Consider the following 17,800-nt stretch of genomic DNA (forward strand, 5'->3'; position numbering starts at 1 on the left):
CAGGGGCCCCAAACAAAGACGGGAGCCCTATAGGCTCCCATTTGCAGCTACCCCTGCGATGCCTGTCTTCGGCTCGCACGTAGTTACGACGCAAAGCTACGCCGATTAAATCTCGACGTCAAGAGTCTGCATGTAAAAATTGTTGCTATTTGTCGCACCAGGCCGCCGGGTCTTCTCCCAGCCAATGCAAAATGGGCAGCCAAGCTTCGCGATCCCGCCCGGTTCGCGACACCGGCAGGTCGAACAAGGACATCCCCGCCGAAGCCGCCTGCACGTAAAGCTGGGTATCCCGCAGCCAGCTAAGCACCGGCACGTCGTGCCGCGCCAGGAATTGTTCCAGCTCTCGCGCCGAACGGGTGCGCGGATCCACCCGCATGCCCACCACCGCCATATAGGCCTTGTTCTTGCGGATGGCCTTTTCCTCCAGCATCTGCTCGAAAAAGGCCTCGCTGGCCCACATGTCGAACGGCGAAGGCTGAATCGGCACGATCACGTGCCCCACTTGCGACAGCAGCGAGGTCAGCTTCTTGCCGTGCAGGCTGGCCGGACTGTCCAGCACCACCACCTCGGTGCCGCGCGGCGGGCGCCTGGGCTCGTTGGGCGCCACTTCCCAGCCAGAAATGCCGGGCAAAGCGTGATCGCGCCGGGCCAGCCAGTGCAAGGAGGTCTGCTGGCGGTCGACATCCCCCAACATCACCTTCTTGCCACGGGCTGCAAAATAAGCGGCCAGATTGGTGGCCAGCGTCGACTTGCCGCTGCCCCCCTTGGGATTCGCTATCAGTACCGACCTCACCCTCGCCTCCCTCGCCTTGTGCTTGACCGGGATCACTATACCAGAGTCATCGCCCTTGCCGGCAGCCGGCTAAACCGATAGTTTCGGGTAGAAAGGAGATCGCATGAACCGTAGTTTTGACGCTTTGCTGTTCGATATGGATGGCTTGATGCTGGACACCGAGACCCTATCCTGCGCCGCGACCCGCCGCGCGGGAGCAGAATTGGGCATACCGGTGGACGACGCGATGTTGATGGGAATGGTGGGGCTGTCCGAAGCCCGCTGCGCCCACTACATCGCGGAGTATCTGGCAAGCGAGGAGTTGGCCGCGCGGCTGCAGCAGACCAGCCGCGCATGCTATCGCCGCATGCTGGAACAGGAGGAAATTCCACTGAAAACCGGCATCTTGGAGCTGCTGGACTGGGCGGCGAGCCAAAGCATTCCGCGCGCGGTAGCCACTTCCACCCGGCGAGAGATCGCTGACGTCAAGCTGGCGCGCAGCGGGCTGGCTCATTATTTCCGGCACACCATTGCCGGCGACGAAATCGCCCGCACCAAGCCGGAACCGGACATCTATCTCGCCGCCGCCGCCCTGCTGGGCGCGCGGCCCGAGCGCTGCGTGGTGCTGGAGGACTCCCCCTACGGCATGCAGGCCGGCATCGCCGCCGGCGCCAGGGTGATACTGGTTCCTGACCTGATCACGCCCAGCGATGCGCAGCGCGCGCAAGCGCTGGCGACCTGCGGCGACCTGTCGCAGGCGCTGGCGATCCTGAAAACGCTATAGACGCGACGGCGGACCCGCGCGCGGGACTCGCCCGCCTTGAGCCCCTCAGCCGTGACCGCGGATGCGGGCGATCAGCTCATCCAGCACGTCGTCGGCCTGATCGTGCCCGACCTGGCAGGTGCCCGCCGCCTCGTGGCCGCCTCCGCCGTACTGCAGCATCAGCGCGCCGATATTGGTGCGGGAGGTGCGGTTGACGATGGATTTCCCCACCGCGAACACCGTATTCTGCTTATTCAGCCCCCACATCACATGGATGGAGATGTTGCAGTCAGGAAACAGCGCGTAAATCATGAAACGATTGGTCGGGTAGATGGTTTCCTCGTGCTGCAAATGCAGCACCACCACATTGCCGTGCACCCGCGCGCAGCGGCGGATCTGTTCCTTGGCCAGCGTCTCGTACTGGCGATACAGCGCCACCCGCTCCTGCACGTCTGGCAACGCCAGGATCTGGTCTATGCTGTGGTTTCGGCAGTAACCGATCAAGTCCATCATCAGCTGGAAATTGCCGACTTTGAACTCTCGGAAGCGCCCCAGGCCAGTACGCGCGTCCATCAGGTAGTTGAGCAGCACCCAGCCGCTGGGATTGAGGATTTCGTCGATGCTGAACTGGGCGGAGTCGGCCTTGTCCACCGCCGCCATCATCTCGTCGCCGATGTCGGGGAAGGCCTTCTTGCCGCCGTAGTGGTTGTACACCACGCGGGCGGCGGACGGCGCGCGCGGATCGATCACGTAATTGTCGACATCGGTGGCGTTGCGCAGCGTTTCCGACAAATGGTGATCGAACACCAGATGGGCTTTGGCGACATAAGGCAGATTGGTGGTGATGTCGTCGCCGGTGATTTCCACCTTGCCGTCCTGCATGTCCTTCGGATGGGCGAACATCACCTCCTTGATCAGCTTGAGTTCGTTGAGCAATACCGCGCACACCAAGCCGTCGAAATCGCTTCGCGTCACCAGCCGGTACTGTTTCTGCTGCGTCATCTGCGCCTCCCGTTCCGTGTCCTCGTCAGCCGTCCGGCGACGCCACCTCCAGCGCGCCGGCCATCCGGTCGGCCAGTTCGGCCAACCTCGCCTCCACATCCGCCTCGGGCAGCTCAACCGTGAGCCATACCCGATCCGCGTACTGCTGATCCGCCACAGCCAAATCCATCTCCTGGCACGCGCGCCTCAAGCGCGCCTCGCCGGAGAACGCCACCGCCAGCCGCCGCAAACAAGTGCGGCTCAGCGGCGCCAGCTCAGCCTCGGCCAGCGCGGCGTTGACAGCTTGAGTGTAGGCTCTGACCAAGCCGCCCGCACCCAATTTGATGCCGCCGAAGTAGCGCACCACCACGGCCAGCACATTGACGATGTGCTTGTGCTGCAGCACGTTGTACATCGGCCTGGCCGCCGTGCCCGACGGCTCGCCGTCGTCATCCAGCATGGAGTCGCCGTCGTCATCCAGCATGGAGTCGCCGGCGCACAGCAACACCGCGCAGTAGTGGCGTGCATCCGGCCAGCGGGCGCGTATGGCCGACAGCTCGCGCATCGCCTCGTCGCGGCTGGCCACCGGCAGCACGATGCCGATGAACCGGCTCTTGCGGATTTCCACCTCGGCCTGGGCCTTTTCTTGCACCTGGAACATTCAACCCATCCTGCGGTCTGAAACGGGCGGGCATTGTAAACCCGGAGGCTGCGATCAGGCACCGCCGGCGTCGCATTCTCGGACTAAACTGAAAACGGGCACCCACCCGGAGGGCTTGGCCATGACCACCCTGCTTCTGCTTATTCCCGTGATCGCCGCCGGCCTGTGGCTGTATGTGAGGACATGCTGGCTGGACAGCGAGGACGCCATCCATCTGTCCCATCACCTGCCTGATCGCGACCACGTCTGAGCCTTGTCCGCGCCGCCGCCCGCCGGCGACCCCGTTGTCATTCGTAAGAAATGGCCGGACAATAACCGTGATGATCGCCCGCTGAGGAATGCATGTCGCAACTCACCTTCTGGTTCGGCTGCGCGCTGGTCGCGCTGATCGCCGAATTCGTTTCAGGCACCTTCTATCTGTTGATGGTGGCGCTGGCCTTGGCCTGCGGCGGCATCGCCGCCTGGCTCGGCGCCCCGGAACACTGGCAATGGCTGGCCGCCAGCGTCAGCGGCTCGGCAGGCCTGTTCGCGATCTACCGCCGCCGCCGCAAGCTGATGCGCCCCCCCGCTCCGCAAGATGATCCCGACTGGGGCCAGCAGGTGGAAATCCGCGCGCTGACGACCCCCGGCCACGCCCGCATCCACTACCGCGGCGCCGAGTGGGACGCCCTGCTGCTGGACAATCGGCTGGACGCCGGCGGCACTGGCTACATCTCAGGCCGCGAAGGCAATCTGTTCAAGATCTCGTCACAACAACCGCAATAAGAGAGCCCCATGGAAATCGTCCTGATCCTGTTTCTGGCCGTCGTCATCTTCATTTTCAAGTCGCTGGCGGTGGTGCCGCAGCAGCACGCCTACATCGTCGAGCGGCTGGGACGCTACCACGCCACGCTGACGCCCGGCCTCAACATCATCACCCCGTTCATCGACCGCATCGCCTACAAGCACAGCCTGAAGGAGATCCCGCTGGACGTGCCCAGCCAGATTTGCATCACCCGCGACAACACCCAGCTCAAGGTGGACGGCATCCTGTACTTCCAGGTCACCGACGCCAAGCTGGCGTCGTACGGCACCAGCAATTACATCGTCGCCATCACCCAGCTGTCCCAGACCACGCTGCGCTCGGTGATCGGCAAGCTGGAGCTGGACAAAACATTTGAAGAGCGCGACGACATCAACCGCAGCGTAGTGGCCTCGTTGGACGAAGCCGCCATAAACTGGGGCGTCAAGGTCTTGCGCTACGAGATCAAGGACCTGGTGCCGCCGCAGGACATCCTGCACGCGATGCAGGCGCAAATCACCGCCGAGCGGGAAAAACGCGCCCGCATCGCCCAATCCGAAGGCGTGAAGGTGGAGCAGATCAACCTGGCCACCGGCGCGCGCGAGGCGGCGATCCAGAAATCCCAGGGCGAGATGCAGGCCACCATCAACAATTCCGAAGGCGGCAAGCAGGCGGCGATCAACCAGGCGATGGGCGAAGCCGAGGCGATCCGGCTGGTGGCCGACGCCACCGCCGACGCGATCAACCGCATCGCCGGCGCGGTCCGCACCGAGGGCGGCATCGAGGCGGTCAACCTGAAAGTGGCCGAGCAGTACATCGACGCCTTCGGCAAATTGGCCAAGGAAAACAATACCATCATCATGCCGAGCAACGTCGCCGACGTCGGCGGGTTGGTCGCGAGCGCGCTCAGCGTCGTCAAACAAACTAACCGTTAATCCCTTCGCAAACCCCGGCGCGGCTTGAATCTGGCCGCGCCAGCCCCCATAATCACCCGCATGAAATTTTTTACCGACCTCCTCCCCGTCCTGCTGTTCTTCGGTGCCTACTGGCTGACGCGCGACATGTTCGTCGCCACCGGCGTGGCCATCGCCGCCACCGCGGTGATGGTGGCCTGGGCCTGGATCAAGCACCGCAAAGTGGACACCATGCAATGGGTCAGCCTCGGGCTGATCGTGGTGCTGGGCGGCGCCACGCTGCTGCTGCACGACAAGCACTTCATCATGTGGAAGCCCACCGTGCTGTACTGGGTGATGGGCGCCGGTCTGCTGATCAGCGAATTCGCCGGCAAGAACGGCCTGCGGCTGATGATGGGCAAGCAAATCGAGATGCCCGGCCCGGTGTGGCGCAAGCTCACCTGGGCCTGGTGCGGCTTCTTCGCCTTCATGGGCGGGCTGAACCTGTTCGTCGCCTACCATTTCAGCGAAGACGTCTGGGTCAATTTCAAGCTGTTCGGCGGCATGGGCCTGATGCTGCTGTTCGTGATCGCCCAAAGCCTGTTCCTGGCCAAGTACATCGAGGAAAAGAAATAATGCTGTACGCCATCATGGCGCAAGACGCGCCCGGCACGCTGGACAGGCGCCTCGCCGCCCGCCCCGAGCACCTGGCGCGACTGCAAGCGCTGCAGGACGCCGGACGTCTGAAGCTCGCCGGCCCGTTCCCGGCGATAGACAGCGTCGACCCTGGTCCCGCCGGCTTTTCCGGCAGCCTGATCGTGGCCGAGTTCCCGTCGCTGGCCGACGCCCGATCCTGGGCCGATGCCGACCCCTATCTCGCAGCGGGCGTCTACGCCGGCGTGGAGGTCAAGCCGTTCCGCCAGGTGTTTCCAGCATGAGCGATACCGTGCGAATGCTGGAGGCCGCGCTGCGGGCGCTTGAGCCGGAACATCTGGACATCCAGGACGACAGCGCGCAGCATGCCGGCCATGCCGGCGCCAGGAGCGGCGGCGGCCACTATACGCTGACCATCGTCAGCGCGCGCTTCGCCGGCCTGAATCGCGTGGCGCGGCACCGACTGATCTACCAGACTCTGGGCGAACTGATGTCCGGCCGCGTGCACGCGCTGGCTATCCGCGCCCTTACGCCAGAAGAACTCTGAATTTCCATTAAAGGAACAATATGAAATCTTCCCGCATCGCCGCCTTGCTGTTGGCTGCCGCGATCAGCCTGCCGGTCGCCGCGGAGTCGATCGCAGTGGTCAACGGCGCCGCCATCGACAAATCCGAACTCGACGCAGCAGTCGCCAACGTGGTGCAGAACAGCGGCGGCAAAGTACAGGACAGCCCCGAGCTGCGCGAGCAGTTGAAGAACTCTCTGATCGGCCGCCAGCTGATCCTGCAAGAGGCTTCTCGCCGCGGCCTGGACAAGCAGCCGGCTTTCGTCAAGCGCATGGACGAAGTGCGCGCCGAGCTGCTGCGCGACGCCTTGTTCGCCGACATCGCCGAAAAAGCCAATGTCGGCGACGCCCAGATCAAGGCCCGCTACGACGAGATGGCCTCACAGCTCTCCGGCACCAAGGAAGTCCACGCTTATCAAATCACGCTGGGCAGCGAGGCCGACGCGCAAAAAGTCATCGCGCAACTGAAAAAGGGCGCCAAGTTCGACGAGTTGGTCAAGACCCGTTCCATCGACCCCAACGCCAAGCAAAGCGGCGGCGACATGAACTGGGGCAATCTGTCCCGCATGGAGCCCAAACTGGCCGACGCGCTCAAGGCCATCGCCAAAGGCCAAATCAGCGCCGCGCCTTATCAATCGCCATTGGGTTGGCACGTATTCAAGGTTGCCGACGTCCGCAATGCCCAGCTTCCGCAGCTTGACGCGGTGAAGCCCCAAATTGCCCGCCAGCTGCAGGAAGAAGCCATTGCCAAGGCCGTGGAAGACCTGCGCGCCAAGAGCAAGATCCAGTAACCCCTCCTTAATCCGGGAATAGAACAACATGCGTAAACTCCTGCTGCAAACTGCCCTGGTAGCCGCTTTCGCCGGCAGCGCCATCGCCGTGGCCGGTCCGACCGTGAACGGCCAGCCGATCTCCGACGCTCGCATCGACGTCGTGGTCAAAATGATGGAAGCCCAGGGCCAGAACGTGAATCCTCAAGCCCGCGATCAGATCAAGGAGCAACTGGTGAACGCCGAGGTGCTGCGTCAGGAGGCCGTGAAAAAGGGCCTGGACAAATCGCCCGAGTTCGCCGCCGAAGTGGCCAACATGCAAGCGATGGCGCTGGCCAGCCGTCTGATCAAGGACTACGAAAAGGCCAATCCGGTCAGCGAAGCCGACTTGAAGGCCGAGTACGACAAACAGGTTGCAGCGATTCCGGAAGTCAAGCAATACCATGCCCGCCATATCCTGGTGAAGACTGAAGCCGAAGCCAAGGCCGTGATCGAAGCGCTGAAGAAGGGCAAGGCCTTCGACAAGCTGGCCAAGGAAAAGTCGATGGACCCGGGCAGCAAGAACAAGGGCGGCGATCTGGAATGGCAGGAAGCCAGCATTTTCGCCGCTCCGTTCTCCGAGGCGATGACCAAGCTGGCCAAAGGCGAAGTGACCGCCAAGCCGGTGAAGACCGAGTATGGCTGGCATGTGATCAAGCTGGACGACGTTCGCAGCCAACGCAACGTGCCGCAACTGGAGGAAGTTCGTCCCCAACTGACTCAGCACGTCATGAGCGCTCGCATCGAGAAGTACATCGCCGACCTGAAGGCCAAGGCGCAGATCCAGCAATAAGCATCCGCGCTGGCTCGACGGGGACGGCCTGCCGTCCCCGTTTTGCTTGACAGCGCCCCCCTCCGCGCTTACCTTCGCGCACATTCGCAAGCAGGTCCGCCCTGCCCTTGTCGCTCGCTGCCGTCGGCAGCCCATCCGGAAGCGCCATTAGCCGGCCGCTCTCCCTTTACAGGAAACTCAGATGACCATCACCGTCAACGGCGTTGAAATCAGCGAAGACATGATCGCCTCCCAGCTGGACCACTACGCAGACACCCCCAGCCCGCGCGACACCGCCATCCAGCAGCTGATCCTGCACACGCTGCTGGTGCAGCAGGCCAAGAGCGAAGGCCTGGACGTGGCCGACGAGCAACAGGCCATCCAGGCCCTGCTGGACCAGAAACTGGAAGTGCAGCCCATCGACGAAGCCAGCTGCCGCGAGTTCTACGAACGTTATCCCGAGCGTTTCAACACCGGCGAAAGCGCCGTGGCCAACCATATCCTGCTGCCCAAGGGCGAAGGCCTGGAAGCCGGCCTGATCAAGGCCAAGGCCGAAGGCATCCTGGCCGAGGTGCAAGCCAGCCCGTCGCGCTTCGCCGCGCTGGCGCAGGAACACTCCACCTGCCCGTCCGGCAAGCAAGGCGGCGGTCTCGGCCAGTTCGGCCGCGGCCAGATGGTGCCGGAATTCGAGCAAGCCGTATTCAGCACCGAAGCTGGCCAGATCACCCCGCGCCTGGTGGAAACCCAGTTCGGCTACCACATCATTCAGGTGGAACAGCGCGAGCAAGGCGGCAAGATCGGTTTCGATGAGATTCAGGAGCGCCTGCAACAGTACCTGACCGACATGGCGGTCAACCAAGCCATGCACGAATACCTGAACATGCTGGTTTCCGCCGCCGAAATCAGCGGCTACCAGATGACCGCCGCCTGAGCGACGGCCCCGCGTCACCTAGCCGCCCGCGTCCCGCCGGCGGCTTTTTTCACGCTCGCCGCAGCCGGCAACTGGCGCAGGCTGGCCGCCACCGGCTGGGAGAAGGCGTAGCCGTCGCGACGATCCCAGTTGATGGACCACGTCATCGCGCCGCGGAAGCTCGGGTAGGCCTGCGCCGGCTTGACCGCTCCGCACCCCTGCAGCGCGGTCAGGCAAGTCAGCGCTTTGGCGACGGTGTCCGGCGTGACGAAGCCGGAATTGGCCGAACTGCGCCCGGAGGGCACGCCGAAGGCCACCTGATCCGGCCTGAGGCCCTTGAAGCTGCCGGACGCGCCATTGCCGATGGCGAAGCCCTCGATCAGCATCTTGCTGCCCCCTACCAGCATGTCCACCGACCCCTCGGCCAACGCGCCGGTGGAATACGGCGAATACAGCCCGCCATTGTTGTAATACTGCACGTGGATCACCGAGAGCTCGTCGCGCAGGCCGTCGATGATGGGCAGATAGGCGCCCCAGTTGCCGCCGTAGGCCACATAACCGCCCTGGACATAGGGATGCTCGGGCGCCATCGACAGATAGAAACGCGGTCCGATCTTGGCCTTCAGTTGTTTCACCGCGGTCACCAGATTGCTCACGACCGGCGCGCCCACCGATACTCCGCTCTCCAGATCCAGATCGATGCCGTCAAAACCATACTGGCCGATGATGGCGGCCAGACTGTTGACGAAATTCTGAGTCTGAGCCGCGCTGTTCAGCGTCACCGACCCGTTCTGCCCGCCCAGCGACAACACCACCCTCTTGCCCTTTGCCTGCTTGGCGCGGATGTCCTGGATGAACTGAGCGGCGCTGCCGGCAGCCGGGTCAAGCGCGAAGCTGACGTTGCCGTTGCCCGCGTCGTCGGCGAAGGCCACCACGATCACGTCCCAGTCATCGGACACCTGGGACAACGGGAAGGCCGGCCCGCTGGGATTGGCGAAATTGTGCCAATAACCCACCAGCGCGTGTTTGGCGAAAGGCGCGGGATCTCCCGGCGGCGGACTCGGCGGAGCGGGAGGATTCGGCGGCGCGGGCGGAGTCGGATCGCCGCCTTCGCAGCCGCCGCCAGCCTTCCACAAAGTCGGCGTCGCGGCGGGGTTCCAGTTGGCGCCGGGATAAGCGGTATGTGACACCAAGGCGGTGTAATTGGCGCTCTGGTAGGCCACCACATCGCCAGCCTGGTAAGCCCTCCCCTCCGCCCAAGCCTGGCAAGCCGCCCAAGCAGCCTGGCCCTGCGCCAGCCATGCCGCCGCGGCCAATAGCTGGCCCGCTTCTCTCATCGTCATCCGCATCGGGTATCTCCTCGCGTCGGTTAAATGGGTGCTTTATTGGTATCAAATTGGTATTTAATCGTATGTCGCCAGCAGTAGCATTCAAGCGAAAAATGTCAAATAAATATCAATCCATCTGCAAACTACAATTCATTCACGCTATCGCATTCGGATAAGGATGGCGCGCCCTGATCTTCGGTTCCTCCACCCAGCCTCTCGGCCGGGCCGCCGGGATTGCCTGGCAATGGATACGCTCAATGCCGCGCCGGCGCTTTCGCTTTTCGCCCGTCGCTTCTGTCTTTTGCCATCCTGTCCATTTGCTATCCTGAATGCATTACCCGCAGCAAGGAGCGAGACATGTCCCTCACCCAGCAGCAAATCCGCCTGGTCCAGGAAAGCTTCGCCAAGGTGGAGCCCATCGCCGACGACGCCGCCAAGCTGTTCTACGACAAGCTGTTCGAATACGCGCCCGATCTGCGCTCGCTGTTCAAGAAAGACATGGCGACGCAGCGGCACATGCTGATGTCGACGCTGAAGCTGGCGGTCAAGGGCCTGGACGATCTGCAGCAGCTGGCGCCGGTGCTGAACAAGCTTGCCCAGCGCCACGTCGATTACGGGGTCAAGCCCGGCGACTACACGCCGGTCGGCAACGCCCTGCTGTGGACGCTGAAACAAGGGCTCGGGGAGGAGGCCTGGACTCAGGAGCTGCGCGCCGCCTGGGTGGACACCTTCCGCTTGATGGCGACGGTGATGAAGCAGGCCGCCTATCCGGAGCAGCTGCCGACGTCCCACGCTGAAGAATGAAAAAACCGCCCCTCCCGGAGGAGCGGCGGCAAAGGGTGGACTTCAAAATGGCTTAGCGGCAACTGTCTGGCGTGCAGAACAGCGCGTCGTCGACCGACTCGGCCTTCGGCAGGCGCTCGGCAAGCGCGGCGGCCAGTTGCGCGGGCTTGCCCAGCCAGCCGGACAACTCCAGCCGCTCCAGCTTGCCGTCCTGCTCCAGCACCACCGACGGGAAACCGCGCAAGCCCAAACGGCCCATCTGGCGGCGAGTGTCGTCGATGTGCGTTTCGGCCTCGTCTCGAGCGGACTGCCAGGCCGTCCGGAAGGATGCCGCGTCCGCGCCCAGCTCCGTCGCCAATTCGCTCAGCACCGAGAACTCAGCGATGCGGCGCCCTTCCTGGTAATGGGCGCGCTGGATGCGGGCCAGCATCGCCAGAGGCAGGATGCCCAGCGTGTCCGCCGCCAACACCGCCGCGATCGGCAGGTTGGAAGCCAGCGGCGCGCCGATGTCGTTCAGCAAACCATCGTAGTACGCGTCACCGAAAGGCTGGCCGCTCATCTGGGCGATGCGCTTGTCGTGCGGCATCACGTAAGCGCGCCAGTCAGCGGTGATCACGCGGCCCTCTTCCTCATCTATCATGCCGCCGGCGTGCATTTCCACGCTGACGCCGGGCAGCGCGGCCGCTGCCTGCAGCAGCGGGGAGGCGCCGTAGCACCAGCCGCACAGCGGGTCGTAGAAGTAATGCAGTTTCATGCTGGTCACCACTTCATCTCGCCCTTGCGCACCTTGGCGCCCAGCTCCAGCGTGGAGACTTCGGCCGCGTTCGGGTAGGCCTGCTTCATCGCCTCGATCAGCTCGCCGCTGTTGCGGGTTTCGGCATTCTTGGCTTCGAAGGTCTTCAGGTAGTCGCGGGTATAGCGGATGGCGGACACGTCCATCTTGTCGCCGGCGATCATGTGGCCCGGCACCACCACTTCCGGCTTCAACGCTTCCATGTCGTCCAGCTGCTTGTACCAGCCTTTGCGTTCGGCGTCGTTCTGAGTGTCGGCGGTCCATACATGCATGCCGGAGTAGATGCCCACGTTGCCGACGATGGCGCGGATGGACGGAATCCACATATAGCCGCGGTGCGCCATCACGCCCTTGGTGTCGCGCAGTTCCAGCGCCTTGCCTTCCAGCATGATTTTGTCAGTCTTCAACGCGGTCGGCAGCAGCGGCTTGGCTTGCGGCGCGTTGGCGCCCATCTTCGGGCCCCAGAACGCTACCTTGCCCTTCACATTGCCCTTGATGTGGGCCAGCACTTCCGGCGCGGCCACCAGCTCGGCCTTGGGGAAAATCTGCTTCAGCACCGAAGCGCCGAAATAGTAGTCCGGATCGGCCTGGCTCACGTAGATGGTTTTCAGGTTCTTGCCGCTGTCCAGCACCTTGGCGGCGATGCGGTAGGCGTCGGCGCGGGTGAAGCCGGTGTCGATCAGCACGGCGTCCTTGTCGCCGGTGACCAGCACGGAAGAAACATTGAAGCTGTTGCCGTCGGCGTTGTACACCGACAGTTTCAGGTCGCCCGCATGGGCGAAACCGGCGGCGGCGAGAGCGGCGGCGATCAGGGTTTGGCGGATCATAAGGTGACTCCTTGGTCTAATGCCGGCGCCCGCCGGCGGGTTGAACTGCGTTTCAATGAAGATGCGCACACTATAAGCGCAGGAATCGATCCAATAAATGGGTTAAACTGCACATTATTGTTTCTCAAATCGTACATATAAATGGACCGACTCACCGCCATGCAGGTATTCGCCGAAGTCGCCCAATTGGGCAGCTTCACCGCCGCCGGCGACAAGCTGGACATGTCCCGCCCCATGGTCACCCGTTACGTCGAAGAGCTGGAGCAATGGCTGGGCGTGCGGCTGCTGCAACGCTCCACCCGCAAAGTCACGCTCACCGACGCCGGCCTGGCCTGTCTTGCCCGCTGCCGGCAGATGCTGGAACTGGCGGACGAGGTCCGCGCCGACGCCAGCCAGCGCGACGGCCAGGTTCGGGGCCTGCTGCGCGTGGCCGCCAGCACCTCCTTCGGCCTCGCGGTGCTCGGCGACGCGGTGGCGGAGTTCAGCGAGCGCCATCCCCAGCTGCGGGTGGATCTGCAGCTGGGCGACCGCGCGGTCAACCTGATTGAAGAAAGAATAGACCTCGCCATCCGCATTACCAACGAACCCGATCCCGGCCTGGTGGGCCGCCGGCTATGCGACTGCCGCTCGCTGCTGGTGGCCTCGCCAGCCTACCTGGCCCGCCACGGCGCGCCCGCCGCGCCCGAAGACCTTGAACGCCATCGCTGCCTCAGCTACAGCAACTTCGGCCGCAGCGAATGGAAGCTGACGCGCGGCGGCGAGGAAAGGCGGGCGCGGGTGGCGGGCAACATCAGCGCCAACGAAGCCAGCGCGCTGCTCAGCGCCGCCATCGCCGGGGCCGGCGTCGCGATGCAGCCCAGCTATCTGGCCGCGCCCCATGTCAGCCGGGGCGAGCTGGTGGCCTTGCTGCCGGACTGGCAGCCCATGGTGCTGGGCATACACGCGCTCTATCCTTCGCGGCGGCTGGTGCCGCTGGCGTTGCGCAGCCTGCTGGACTTCCTGGTCGACCGCTTCGGCGGTCCCCTGGCGCCATGGGACATCCCTACCGCGCTGGCCGGCCGCACCGCTTGATCGCGCCCGTTCGCTTATACCGTTCCAGCATGAGCGCATAACTTTTGCTATCGACCCGCTCGGGACGATTGCCTGCGCCCGCCAGATCGCCTAAGCTCAGCTACAAGACCACCCGGCGGACAAGCCGGAGCCGTGCAACCCGTATCAGAAGTGGAATCACGCCGATGTGCCAGCTGCTGGGCATGAATTGCAATATCCCGACCGACATCCTGTTCTCATTCGAAGGCTTTCACCGCCGCGGCGGCCTCACCGACCACCATGCCGACGGCTGGGGCATCGCTTTCTTCGAAGACAAAGGCTGCCGGGTGTTTCTCGACGACAAGCCATCGGTGGAATCCCCGGTCGCCGATCTGGTGCGACGCTACCCGATCAAATCGGAAAACGTGATCGCCCACATCCGCAAAGCGACCCAGGGCGTGGTCAACCTGGCCAACACCCACCCCTTCATGCGCGAGATGTGGGGCCAGTACTGGATATTCGCCCACAACGGCAATCTGGACGGTTTCCAGCCTGAGCAAGGCCGGCACTACCGCCCGGTCGGCACCACCGACTCCGAGCGCGCGTTCTGCCATCTGATGGAAAGGCTGCGCGCCAAATGGGCGGAGCCGCCGGAACTGGAAGCGTTGTTCGAAGAAGTGGCTCGACTGGCCGACGAAATCAGCGCCAGCGGCGTGTTCAACTTCATGCTCAGCAACGGCGAGGCGCTGTTCGTACACTGCTCCACCCATTTGCACTACATCATCCGCCGCGCGCCGTTCGATACCGCCCACCTGGTGGACGACGACGTCAGCGTCGACTTTTCCGCCGTCACCACCCCGCGCGACCAGGTGGCGATGATCGCCACCCAGCCGCTGACCGACAACGAGAGCTGGACCGCGCTGTCGCCCGGCGAACTGATCCTGTTCCGCGACGGCGCGCCGTTGCTGGTCCGCAAACCAGCCGCCTGACACCCGGGCGGCGATAGCGGTTATGCTGAAGGAAACCATCCTCGGCACGGAACCGCCATGAGCCGCTTCGACCTCAGCCAGCCGCCGTTCGACAACCTCAGCCCCGCCGAGCGCGATGCGCTGGAGGCGCGCGCCGATATCGTTTACTACGCCGACGACGCGCAGATCATCGGCCCAGGCCAGTCGATAGACGCGCTTTACATGGTGATCAAGGGCGTGGTGTGCGAGCTGTCCGATGACGAAATCCTGTCCCGCTATCATTTGCGCGACGTGTTCGACGCCCGCGCCCTGGTCTCCGCCCGCGCGGCCAGCCGCTTCGTCGCCGAGGAGGAAACGCTGCTGCTGGCGATGCCACGCGACGCGGTGCTGGCGCTGACCGACAGCAACCCGCGCTTCGGCGCCTATTTCTACGCCGGCGTCGCCGAAAAGATGGGCATGCTCGCCCAGCGCGCCGGCTACCGCGAGCTGCAAACCCTGCTGGCCGCCACCATCCGCGACGCCGGCTGCCGACAGCCGGTGTTCATCGATGCCGCCGACAGCATCCGCGACGCCGCGGCCGCGATGAAGGCGCGCCGCAGCAAGTCTGTGCTGGTGCGCGACGGCGAACGGCTGGGCATCTTCACCACCACCGATTTTCGCGATGTGATCCTGAACGGCGTGGCCGGCACGGAACCGGTCGGCCGGCATTGCGGCTACCAGCTGCTGACCATAGACATCGACGATTTCCTGTTCAACGCGCTGCTATTGATGACGCAGCGCAATCTGCGCCGGCTGGTGGTGACCGAAAACGGCCAGGCGGTCGGCATCCTGGCCCAGGTGGACGTGCTGTCCTACTTCTCCAACCACTCCCACCTGATCGTCCAGCGGCTGGACCGCGCCGAAACGCTGGACGAGCTGGCGGACATCGCCGGCCAGATAGACAGGCTGGTGCGGATACTGTCCGGCCACGGCGTGAAGCCGCAGCAGCTGGGCCGATTGGTGCAGGCGCTGAACGCCAGGCTGTTCGCCCGCGCCTGGAGGATGATCGCCTCGCCGCGGCTGGCGGAGAACAGCTGCCTGCTGGCGATGGGATCGGAAGGGCGAGGCGAGCAGATCCTCAAGACCGACCAGGACAATATGCTGCTGCTGCGCGACGGAGAAGATCTTCCCGAAGCCGCCGCCTGTTGCGACGCCTTCTCCGCCGCCCTCGCCCGCTTCGGCTATCCGCCCTGCCCCGGCGGCGTGATGGTCAGCAATCCGCAGTGGCGGCTAAGCCGCAACGCCATGCGCGACCGCATCTATGGCTGGCTGACCCGTCCCGACGGCGAAAGCATGATGCGACTGGCCATCTTCTGCGACGCCGACCCCGTCTGCGGCGACGCCTCGCTGCTGGCCGACTGCCGCGACTATCTGCAAGCGCGGCTGCAAGACGACGCCGGCTTCTTTTCGCGCTTCGCCCGCGCCGTAGATCTGTTCGATACTCCGCTGGGGCCCTTCTCGCGGCTGCGCACCCGCGTGCGCGACGGCCGCGAATTGCTGGACCTGAAAAAGGGCGGCATCTTCCCGCTGGTGCACGGCCTGCGCGCGCTGGCGCTGGAAAATGGCATCGCCGCCGCCGCCAGCGCCGAGCGCGCCCGGCAGCTGGCTCTGGCCGGAAAGCTGGACGCGCGGCTTGCCGACGACATCCAGGAAGCGCTGGGTTTCCTGTCCCAATTGCGGCTGGAGCGCGGCCTGAGCCGGCTGGACGCGGGCCAGCCACCCGACAATCTGATCGAGCCGGAAAGCCTGTCCACGCTGGAGCGCGACCTGCTCAAGGACGCGCTGGCGGTGGTCAAGCGTTTCAAGGCCCAATTGCGCCACCACTACCGGCTGGGGAGCTTCTGATGCTGGCCACGTTGCGGCGGCGCTGGCTGCTCGCCCGGCTGCGCGATCCGGCCCGCGCCGCCCTGCTCGACGAGCATCCGGACGAAATCGTCAGCCTGGACTGCGAAACCACCAGCCTGAACGCCGCCGAGGCTGAATTGCTGGCGATAGGCGCGGTCAGGCTGCGCGGCGACCGCATCCTGCACAGCGAAGCGCTGTGCCTGCTGGTCAGGCCGGAGGCGGAGCCCAGCGCCGGCAATATCGCCGTGCACGGCCTGCGCCGGCGCGACCTGGCGGAAGGCATTCCGCCGCGGGAGGCGGTGGAGCGGCTGCTGGATTTTATCGGCGGCCGGCCGCTGCTGGGCTATTACCTGGAATACGACATCGCTGTGCTGGACAAGTATGTGAAACCGCTGCTGGGCATAGGCCTGCCGCAACGGCGGATCGAGCTGTCCGCCCGCTACTACGATTACCGCTTCCGCCAGCGTCCGGACGCCAACATCGACCTCAGCCTGGATGCGCTGCACCAGGCGCTGGACATGCCAGCATTGCCGCGCCACGACGCGCTCAACGACGCGCTGAGCGCCGCGATGCTGTACCAGGCGTTGCGCCGGCGAGGCTTCGGCTAGGGGTTCGCCCCCGCTCGGGCAAGCTTTCAATCCGCAGCTTGCGCCGCAACATCTGCAAACACTTACCGGAGAAAACTGTCCATCCCTGGCACGGCTATTGCTTGACAACTCACAGCCAAGCCATTGTTTCCTATGGAAAATCATAAAATCCAATATTCCCATCGGCGACGACGGCAGGCAGCGACAACAAGGCGGCAATAATTGCCGGCCGCGCGGGAGCCTCGCTCCAGCCGGCCGCCGCCAAGGACAGCAGCGGATCCGTGTAGCGCTGCCCGGCAACCTCGTTTTCCAGGAGAAGCACCATGTCCGTAAGCAGCACCGACACTTCCAACGGCTATTGGCAACAACGGCAGTCGCTGCACCAGCAGCGCAGGCATGACTTCAGCCAGCTCACCCAGTCCGTCCAGCAGGGCGACCTCGCCGGCGCGCAGCAGGCGCTGGCCGCGCTGCAGCAGTTGAGCGGAAACCCCAACGCCGGCAGCGGCTCCGACTTCAGCGCCATGCTGACCAACGCGATCTCCGCGACTTCGTCAGCCTCTGGCGCCTCGGCTACCAACGCCGACAATCCCTTCGCCTCTCTGAACGCAGCCCAAAACGCGTCGTCCGGCTCCAGCGGGGGCAATACCATTGCCTCGCTGCTGAACGCGCTGGGCCAGGATTTGCAGGCCGGCAACCTGAGCCAGGCGCAGCAAGCCTTCCAGCAACTGCAGCAAGGCCTGCAACAGGCCGACGCCGCCCAGCCTTCCAGCGGCCATCATCGCCACCACCATCGCCATGGCGGCGGCGAACAGCAACAGCAGAACGACAGCCTGGCCAGCGTGCTGGGCGCGGCCAGCGGCAACGCCGCCTCCGGCAACAACGCCGGCAGCGCGCTCGCCTCCCTCAATCAACAACAAACCCAGGCGGCGCTCAGCCTGTTCCAGGCCAACGCCGGCGGCAACGACATCGGCAGCCTGCTGATGGCCATGTCCATCTGAACCGCCGCGCCGGCAAGCGGAACGGACGCCCAGGCGTCCGTT

The 17,800-nt window shown here is 64.4% G+C and carries 23 protein-coding genes; 16 read left to right on the forward strand and 7 right to left on the reverse strand.

The window, feature by feature from the left end:
• Positions 1 to 145: 145 nt before the first annotated feature.
• Positions 146 to 793 (reverse strand): ParA family protein, encoded by a 648-nt coding sequence (locus DK842_RS21640; RefSeq protein WP_114063342.1) that lies wholly within the window; start codon positions 791 to 793, stop codon positions 146 to 148.
• 103 nt (positions 794 to 896) lie between these two features.
• On the opposite strand from DK842_RS21640, the gene DK842_RS21645 reads away from it, so the two are divergent.
• On the forward strand, positions 897 to 1,556 hold the full coding sequence (locus DK842_RS21645; RefSeq protein ID WP_114063343.1) for an HAD family hydrolase: 660 nt from the start codon (positions 897 to 899) through the stop codon (positions 1,554 to 1,556).
• 45 nt (positions 1,557 to 1,601) lie between these two features.
• Here the strand turns inward: DK842_RS21645 and DK842_RS21650 are convergent, their stop codons facing one another.
• Both DK842_RS21650 and DK842_RS21655 read right to left on the reverse strand, forming a co-directional pair.
• Positions 1,602 to 2,537, reverse strand: coding sequence for an exopolyphosphatase (locus DK842_RS21650; RefSeq protein ID WP_114063344.1), 936 nt, complete (start codon positions 2,535 to 2,537; stop codon positions 1,602 to 1,604).
• Between the two features lie 25 nt (positions 2,538 to 2,562).
• Positions 2,563 to 3,177 (reverse strand): IMPACT family protein, encoded by a 615-nt coding sequence (locus DK842_RS21655; RefSeq protein ID WP_114063345.1) that lies wholly within the window; start codon positions 3,175 to 3,177, stop codon positions 2,563 to 2,565.
• A gap of 121 nt (positions 3,178 to 3,298) precedes the next feature.
• Between DK842_RS21655 and DK842_RS24170 the strand changes: the two genes are divergently transcribed.
• From DK842_RS24170 to DK842_RS21695, 9 genes are all read left to right on the forward strand, one after another.
• Positions 3,299 to 3,427 carry a hypothetical protein gene (locus DK842_RS24170; protein ID WP_268877738.1) on the forward strand — a complete coding sequence of 43 codons (129 nt, stop codon included), beginning with the start codon at positions 3,299 to 3,301 and terminating at the stop codon, positions 3,425 to 3,427.
• Positions 3,428 to 3,519: 92 nt separating this feature from the next.
• Positions 3,520 to 3,942: an NfeD family protein gene (locus tag DK842_RS21660; protein ID WP_114063346.1), complete on the forward strand. Its 423-nt coding sequence runs from the start codon at positions 3,520 to 3,522 to the stop codon at positions 3,940 to 3,942.
• Positions 3,943 to 3,951: 9 nt separating this feature from the next.
• A complete protein-coding gene (locus DK842_RS21665) occupies positions 3,952 to 4,893 on the forward strand; it encodes an SPFH domain-containing protein (RefSeq protein WP_114063347.1) in 942 nt (313 codons plus the stop codon).
• 60 nt (positions 4,894 to 4,953) lie between these two features.
• The gene (locus tag DK842_RS21670; protein WP_114063348.1) at positions 4,954 to 5,487 is read left to right on the forward strand and encodes a septation protein A; all 534 of its coding nucleotides are present in this window, start codon (positions 4,954 to 4,956) and stop codon (positions 5,485 to 5,487) included.
• On the forward strand, positions 5,487 to 5,789 hold the full coding sequence (locus tag DK842_RS21675) for a YciI family protein (RefSeq protein ID WP_114063349.1): 303 nt from the start codon (positions 5,487 to 5,489) through the stop codon (positions 5,787 to 5,789). Before DK842_RS21670 ends, DK842_RS21675 begins: the two co-directional genes overlap by 1 nt.
• Positions 5,786 to 6,052, forward strand: a complete 267-nt coding sequence (locus DK842_RS21680) for a BolA family protein (RefSeq protein WP_114063350.1) — start codon at positions 5,786 to 5,788, stop codon at positions 6,050 to 6,052. The genes DK842_RS21675 and DK842_RS21680 overlap by 4 nt, the downstream gene beginning before the upstream one ends.
• Before the next feature lie 20 nt (positions 6,053 to 6,072).
• Positions 6,073 to 6,861 carry a peptidylprolyl isomerase gene (locus DK842_RS21685; protein WP_114063351.1) on the forward strand — a complete coding sequence of 263 codons (789 nt, stop codon included), beginning with the start codon at positions 6,073 to 6,075 and terminating at the stop codon, positions 6,859 to 6,861.
• Between the two features lie 28 nt (positions 6,862 to 6,889).
• Positions 6,890 to 7,672 carry a peptidylprolyl isomerase gene (locus tag DK842_RS21690; protein WP_114063352.1) on the forward strand — a complete coding sequence of 261 codons (783 nt, stop codon included), beginning with the start codon at positions 6,890 to 6,892 and terminating at the stop codon, positions 7,670 to 7,672.
• A gap of 181 nt (positions 7,673 to 7,853) precedes the next feature.
• Positions 7,854 to 8,582: a peptidylprolyl isomerase gene (locus DK842_RS21695; RefSeq protein ID WP_114063353.1), complete on the forward strand. Its 729-nt coding sequence runs from the start codon at positions 7,854 to 7,856 to the stop codon at positions 8,580 to 8,582.
• 14 nt (positions 8,583 to 8,596) lie between these two features.
• On the opposite strand, the gene DK842_RS21700 is transcribed toward DK842_RS21695, so the two are convergent.
• Complete coding sequence (locus DK842_RS21700; protein ID WP_114063354.1) at positions 8,597 to 9,910, reverse strand: chitinase; 1,314 nt, start codon at positions 9,908 to 9,910, stop codon at positions 8,597 to 8,599.
• 336 nt (positions 9,911 to 10,246) lie between these two features.
• Between DK842_RS21700 and DK842_RS21705 the strand changes: the two genes are divergently transcribed.
• Positions 10,247 to 10,693: a globin family protein gene (locus DK842_RS21705; protein ID WP_114063355.1), complete on the forward strand. Its 447-nt coding sequence runs from the start codon at positions 10,247 to 10,249 to the stop codon at positions 10,691 to 10,693.
• A 52-nt stretch (positions 10,694 to 10,745) separates the two neighbouring features.
• Here DK842_RS21705 and DK842_RS21710 read toward each other — a convergent pair whose 3' ends face one another.
• Both DK842_RS21710 and DK842_RS21715 read right to left on the reverse strand, forming a co-directional pair.
• Positions 10,746 to 11,426, reverse strand: coding sequence for a DsbA family protein (locus tag DK842_RS21710; RefSeq protein WP_114063356.1), 681 nt, complete (start codon positions 11,424 to 11,426; stop codon positions 10,746 to 10,748).
• A gap of 5 nt (positions 11,427 to 11,431) precedes the next feature.
• Complete coding sequence (locus DK842_RS21715; RefSeq protein WP_114063357.1) at positions 11,432 to 12,292, reverse strand: MBL fold metallo-hydrolase; 861 nt, start codon at positions 12,290 to 12,292, stop codon at positions 11,432 to 11,434.
• A 141-nt stretch (positions 12,293 to 12,433) separates the two neighbouring features.
• Here DK842_RS21715 and DK842_RS21720 point away from each other — a divergent pair, with 141 nt between their 5' ends.
• From DK842_RS21720 to DK842_RS21735, 4 genes are all read left to right on the forward strand, one after another.
• Positions 12,434 to 13,363: a LysR family transcriptional regulator gene (locus DK842_RS21720; RefSeq protein WP_114063358.1), complete on the forward strand. Its 930-nt coding sequence runs from the start codon at positions 12,434 to 12,436 to the stop codon at positions 13,361 to 13,363.
• Between the two features lie 164 nt (positions 13,364 to 13,527).
• Entirely contained in the window at positions 13,528 to 14,310 is a 783-nt protein-coding gene (locus DK842_RS21725) for a class II glutamine amidotransferase (protein WP_114063359.1), read from the forward strand.
• 57 nt (positions 14,311 to 14,367) lie between these two features.
• Positions 14,368 to 16,173 (forward strand): putative nucleotidyltransferase substrate binding domain-containing protein, encoded by a 1,806-nt coding sequence (locus tag DK842_RS21730; RefSeq protein ID WP_114063360.1) that lies wholly within the window; start codon positions 14,368 to 14,370, stop codon positions 16,171 to 16,173.
• Positions 16,173 to 16,781 (forward strand): 3'-5' exonuclease, encoded by a 609-nt coding sequence (locus DK842_RS21735; protein WP_114063361.1) that lies wholly within the window; start codon positions 16,173 to 16,175, stop codon positions 16,779 to 16,781. Before DK842_RS21730 ends, DK842_RS21735 begins: the two co-directional genes overlap by 1 nt.
• 130 nt (positions 16,782 to 16,911) lie before the next feature.
• On the opposite strand, the gene DK842_RS23205 is transcribed toward DK842_RS21735, so the two are convergent.
• A complete protein-coding gene (locus DK842_RS23205; protein WP_145964117.1) occupies positions 16,912 to 17,100 on the reverse strand; it encodes a hypothetical protein in 189 nt (62 codons plus the stop codon).
• Between DK842_RS23205 and DK842_RS21740 the strand changes: the two genes are divergently transcribed.
• Complete coding sequence (locus DK842_RS21740; protein WP_114063362.1) at positions 17,084 to 17,758, forward strand: hypothetical protein; 675 nt, start codon at positions 17,084 to 17,086, stop codon at positions 17,756 to 17,758. The genes DK842_RS23205 and DK842_RS21740 overlap by 17 nt on opposite strands.
• Positions 17,759 to 17,800: the final 42 nt, after the last annotated feature.

This window comes from Chromobacterium phragmitis (assembly GCF_003325475.1).
Taxonomy (GTDB): domain Bacteria; phylum Pseudomonadota; class Gammaproteobacteria; order Burkholderiales; family Chromobacteriaceae; genus Chromobacterium; species Chromobacterium phragmitis.

What these genes read in the sequence shown, in the direction of transcription:
- DK842_RS21670 (WP_114063348.1), top strand. Translation starts at nt 4,954, where the DNA reads ATGAAATTTTTTACCGACCTCCTCCCCGTCCTGCTGTTCTTCGGTGCC.
- DK842_RS21660 (WP_114063346.1), top strand. Translation starts at nt 3,520, where the DNA reads ATGTCGCAACTCACCTTCTGGTTCGGCTGCGCGCTGGTCGCGCTGATC.
- DK842_RS21705 (WP_114063355.1), top strand. Translation starts at nt 10,247, where the DNA reads ATGTCCCTCACCCAGCAGCAAATCCGCCTGGTCCAGGAAAGCTTCGCC.
- DK842_RS21725 (WP_114063359.1), top strand. Translation starts at nt 13,528, where the DNA reads ATGTGCCAGCTGCTGGGCATGAATTGCAATATCCCGACCGACATCCTG.
- DK842_RS21685 (WP_114063351.1), top strand. Translation starts at nt 6,073, where the DNA reads ATGAAATCTTCCCGCATCGCCGCCTTGCTGTTGGCTGCCGCGATCAGC.
- DK842_RS21665 (WP_114063347.1), top strand. Translation starts at nt 3,952, where the DNA reads ATGGAAATCGTCCTGATCCTGTTTCTGGCCGTCGTCATCTTCATTTTC.
- DK842_RS21680 (WP_114063350.1), top strand. Translation starts at nt 5,786, where the DNA reads ATGAGCGATACCGTGCGAATGCTGGAGGCCGCGCTGCGGGCGCTTGAG.
- DK842_RS21700 (WP_114063354.1), bottom strand. Translation starts at nt 9,910, where the DNA reads ATGCGGATGACGATGAGAGAAGCGGGCCAGCTATTGGCCGCGGCGGCA.
- DK842_RS21645 (WP_114063343.1), top strand. Translation starts at nt 897, where the DNA reads ATGAACCGTAGTTTTGACGCTTTGCTGTTCGATATGGATGGCTTGATG.
- DK842_RS21695 (WP_114063353.1), top strand. Translation starts at nt 7,854, where the DNA reads ATGACCATCACCGTCAACGGCGTTGAAATCAGCGAAGACATGATCGCC.
- DK842_RS21655 (WP_114063345.1), bottom strand. Translation starts at nt 3,177, where the DNA reads ATGTTCCAGGTGCAAGAAAAGGCCCAGGCCGAGGTGGAAATCCGCAAG.
- DK842_RS21715 (WP_114063357.1), bottom strand. Translation starts at nt 12,292, where the DNA reads ATGATCCGCCAAACCCTGATCGCCGCCGCTCTCGCCGCCGCCGGTTTC.
- DK842_RS21720 (WP_114063358.1), top strand. Translation starts at nt 12,434, where the DNA reads ATGGACCGACTCACCGCCATGCAGGTATTCGCCGAAGTCGCCCAATTG.
- DK842_RS21740 (WP_114063362.1), top strand. Translation starts at nt 17,084, where the DNA reads ATGTCCGTAAGCAGCACCGACACTTCCAACGGCTATTGGCAACAACGG.
- DK842_RS21710 (WP_114063356.1), bottom strand. Translation starts at nt 11,426, where the DNA reads ATGAAACTGCATTACTTCTACGACCCGCTGTGCGGCTGGTGCTACGGC.
- DK842_RS21650 (WP_114063344.1), bottom strand. Translation starts at nt 2,537, where the DNA reads ATGACGCAGCAGAAACAGTACCGGCTGGTGACGCGAAGCGATTTCGAC.
- DK842_RS21735 (WP_114063361.1), top strand. Translation starts at nt 16,173, where the DNA reads ATGCTGGCCACGTTGCGGCGGCGCTGGCTGCTCGCCCGGCTGCGCGAT.
- DK842_RS21730 (WP_114063360.1), top strand. Translation starts at nt 14,368, where the DNA reads ATGAGCCGCTTCGACCTCAGCCAGCCGCCGTTCGACAACCTCAGCCCC.
- DK842_RS24170 (WP_268877738.1), top strand. Translation starts at nt 3,299, where the DNA reads ATGACCACCCTGCTTCTGCTTATTCCCGTGATCGCCGCCGGCCTGTGG.
- DK842_RS21675 (WP_114063349.1), top strand. Translation starts at nt 5,487, where the DNA reads ATGCTGTACGCCATCATGGCGCAAGACGCGCCCGGCACGCTGGACAGG.
- DK842_RS21690 (WP_114063352.1), top strand. Translation starts at nt 6,890, where the DNA reads ATGCGTAAACTCCTGCTGCAAACTGCCCTGGTAGCCGCTTTCGCCGGC.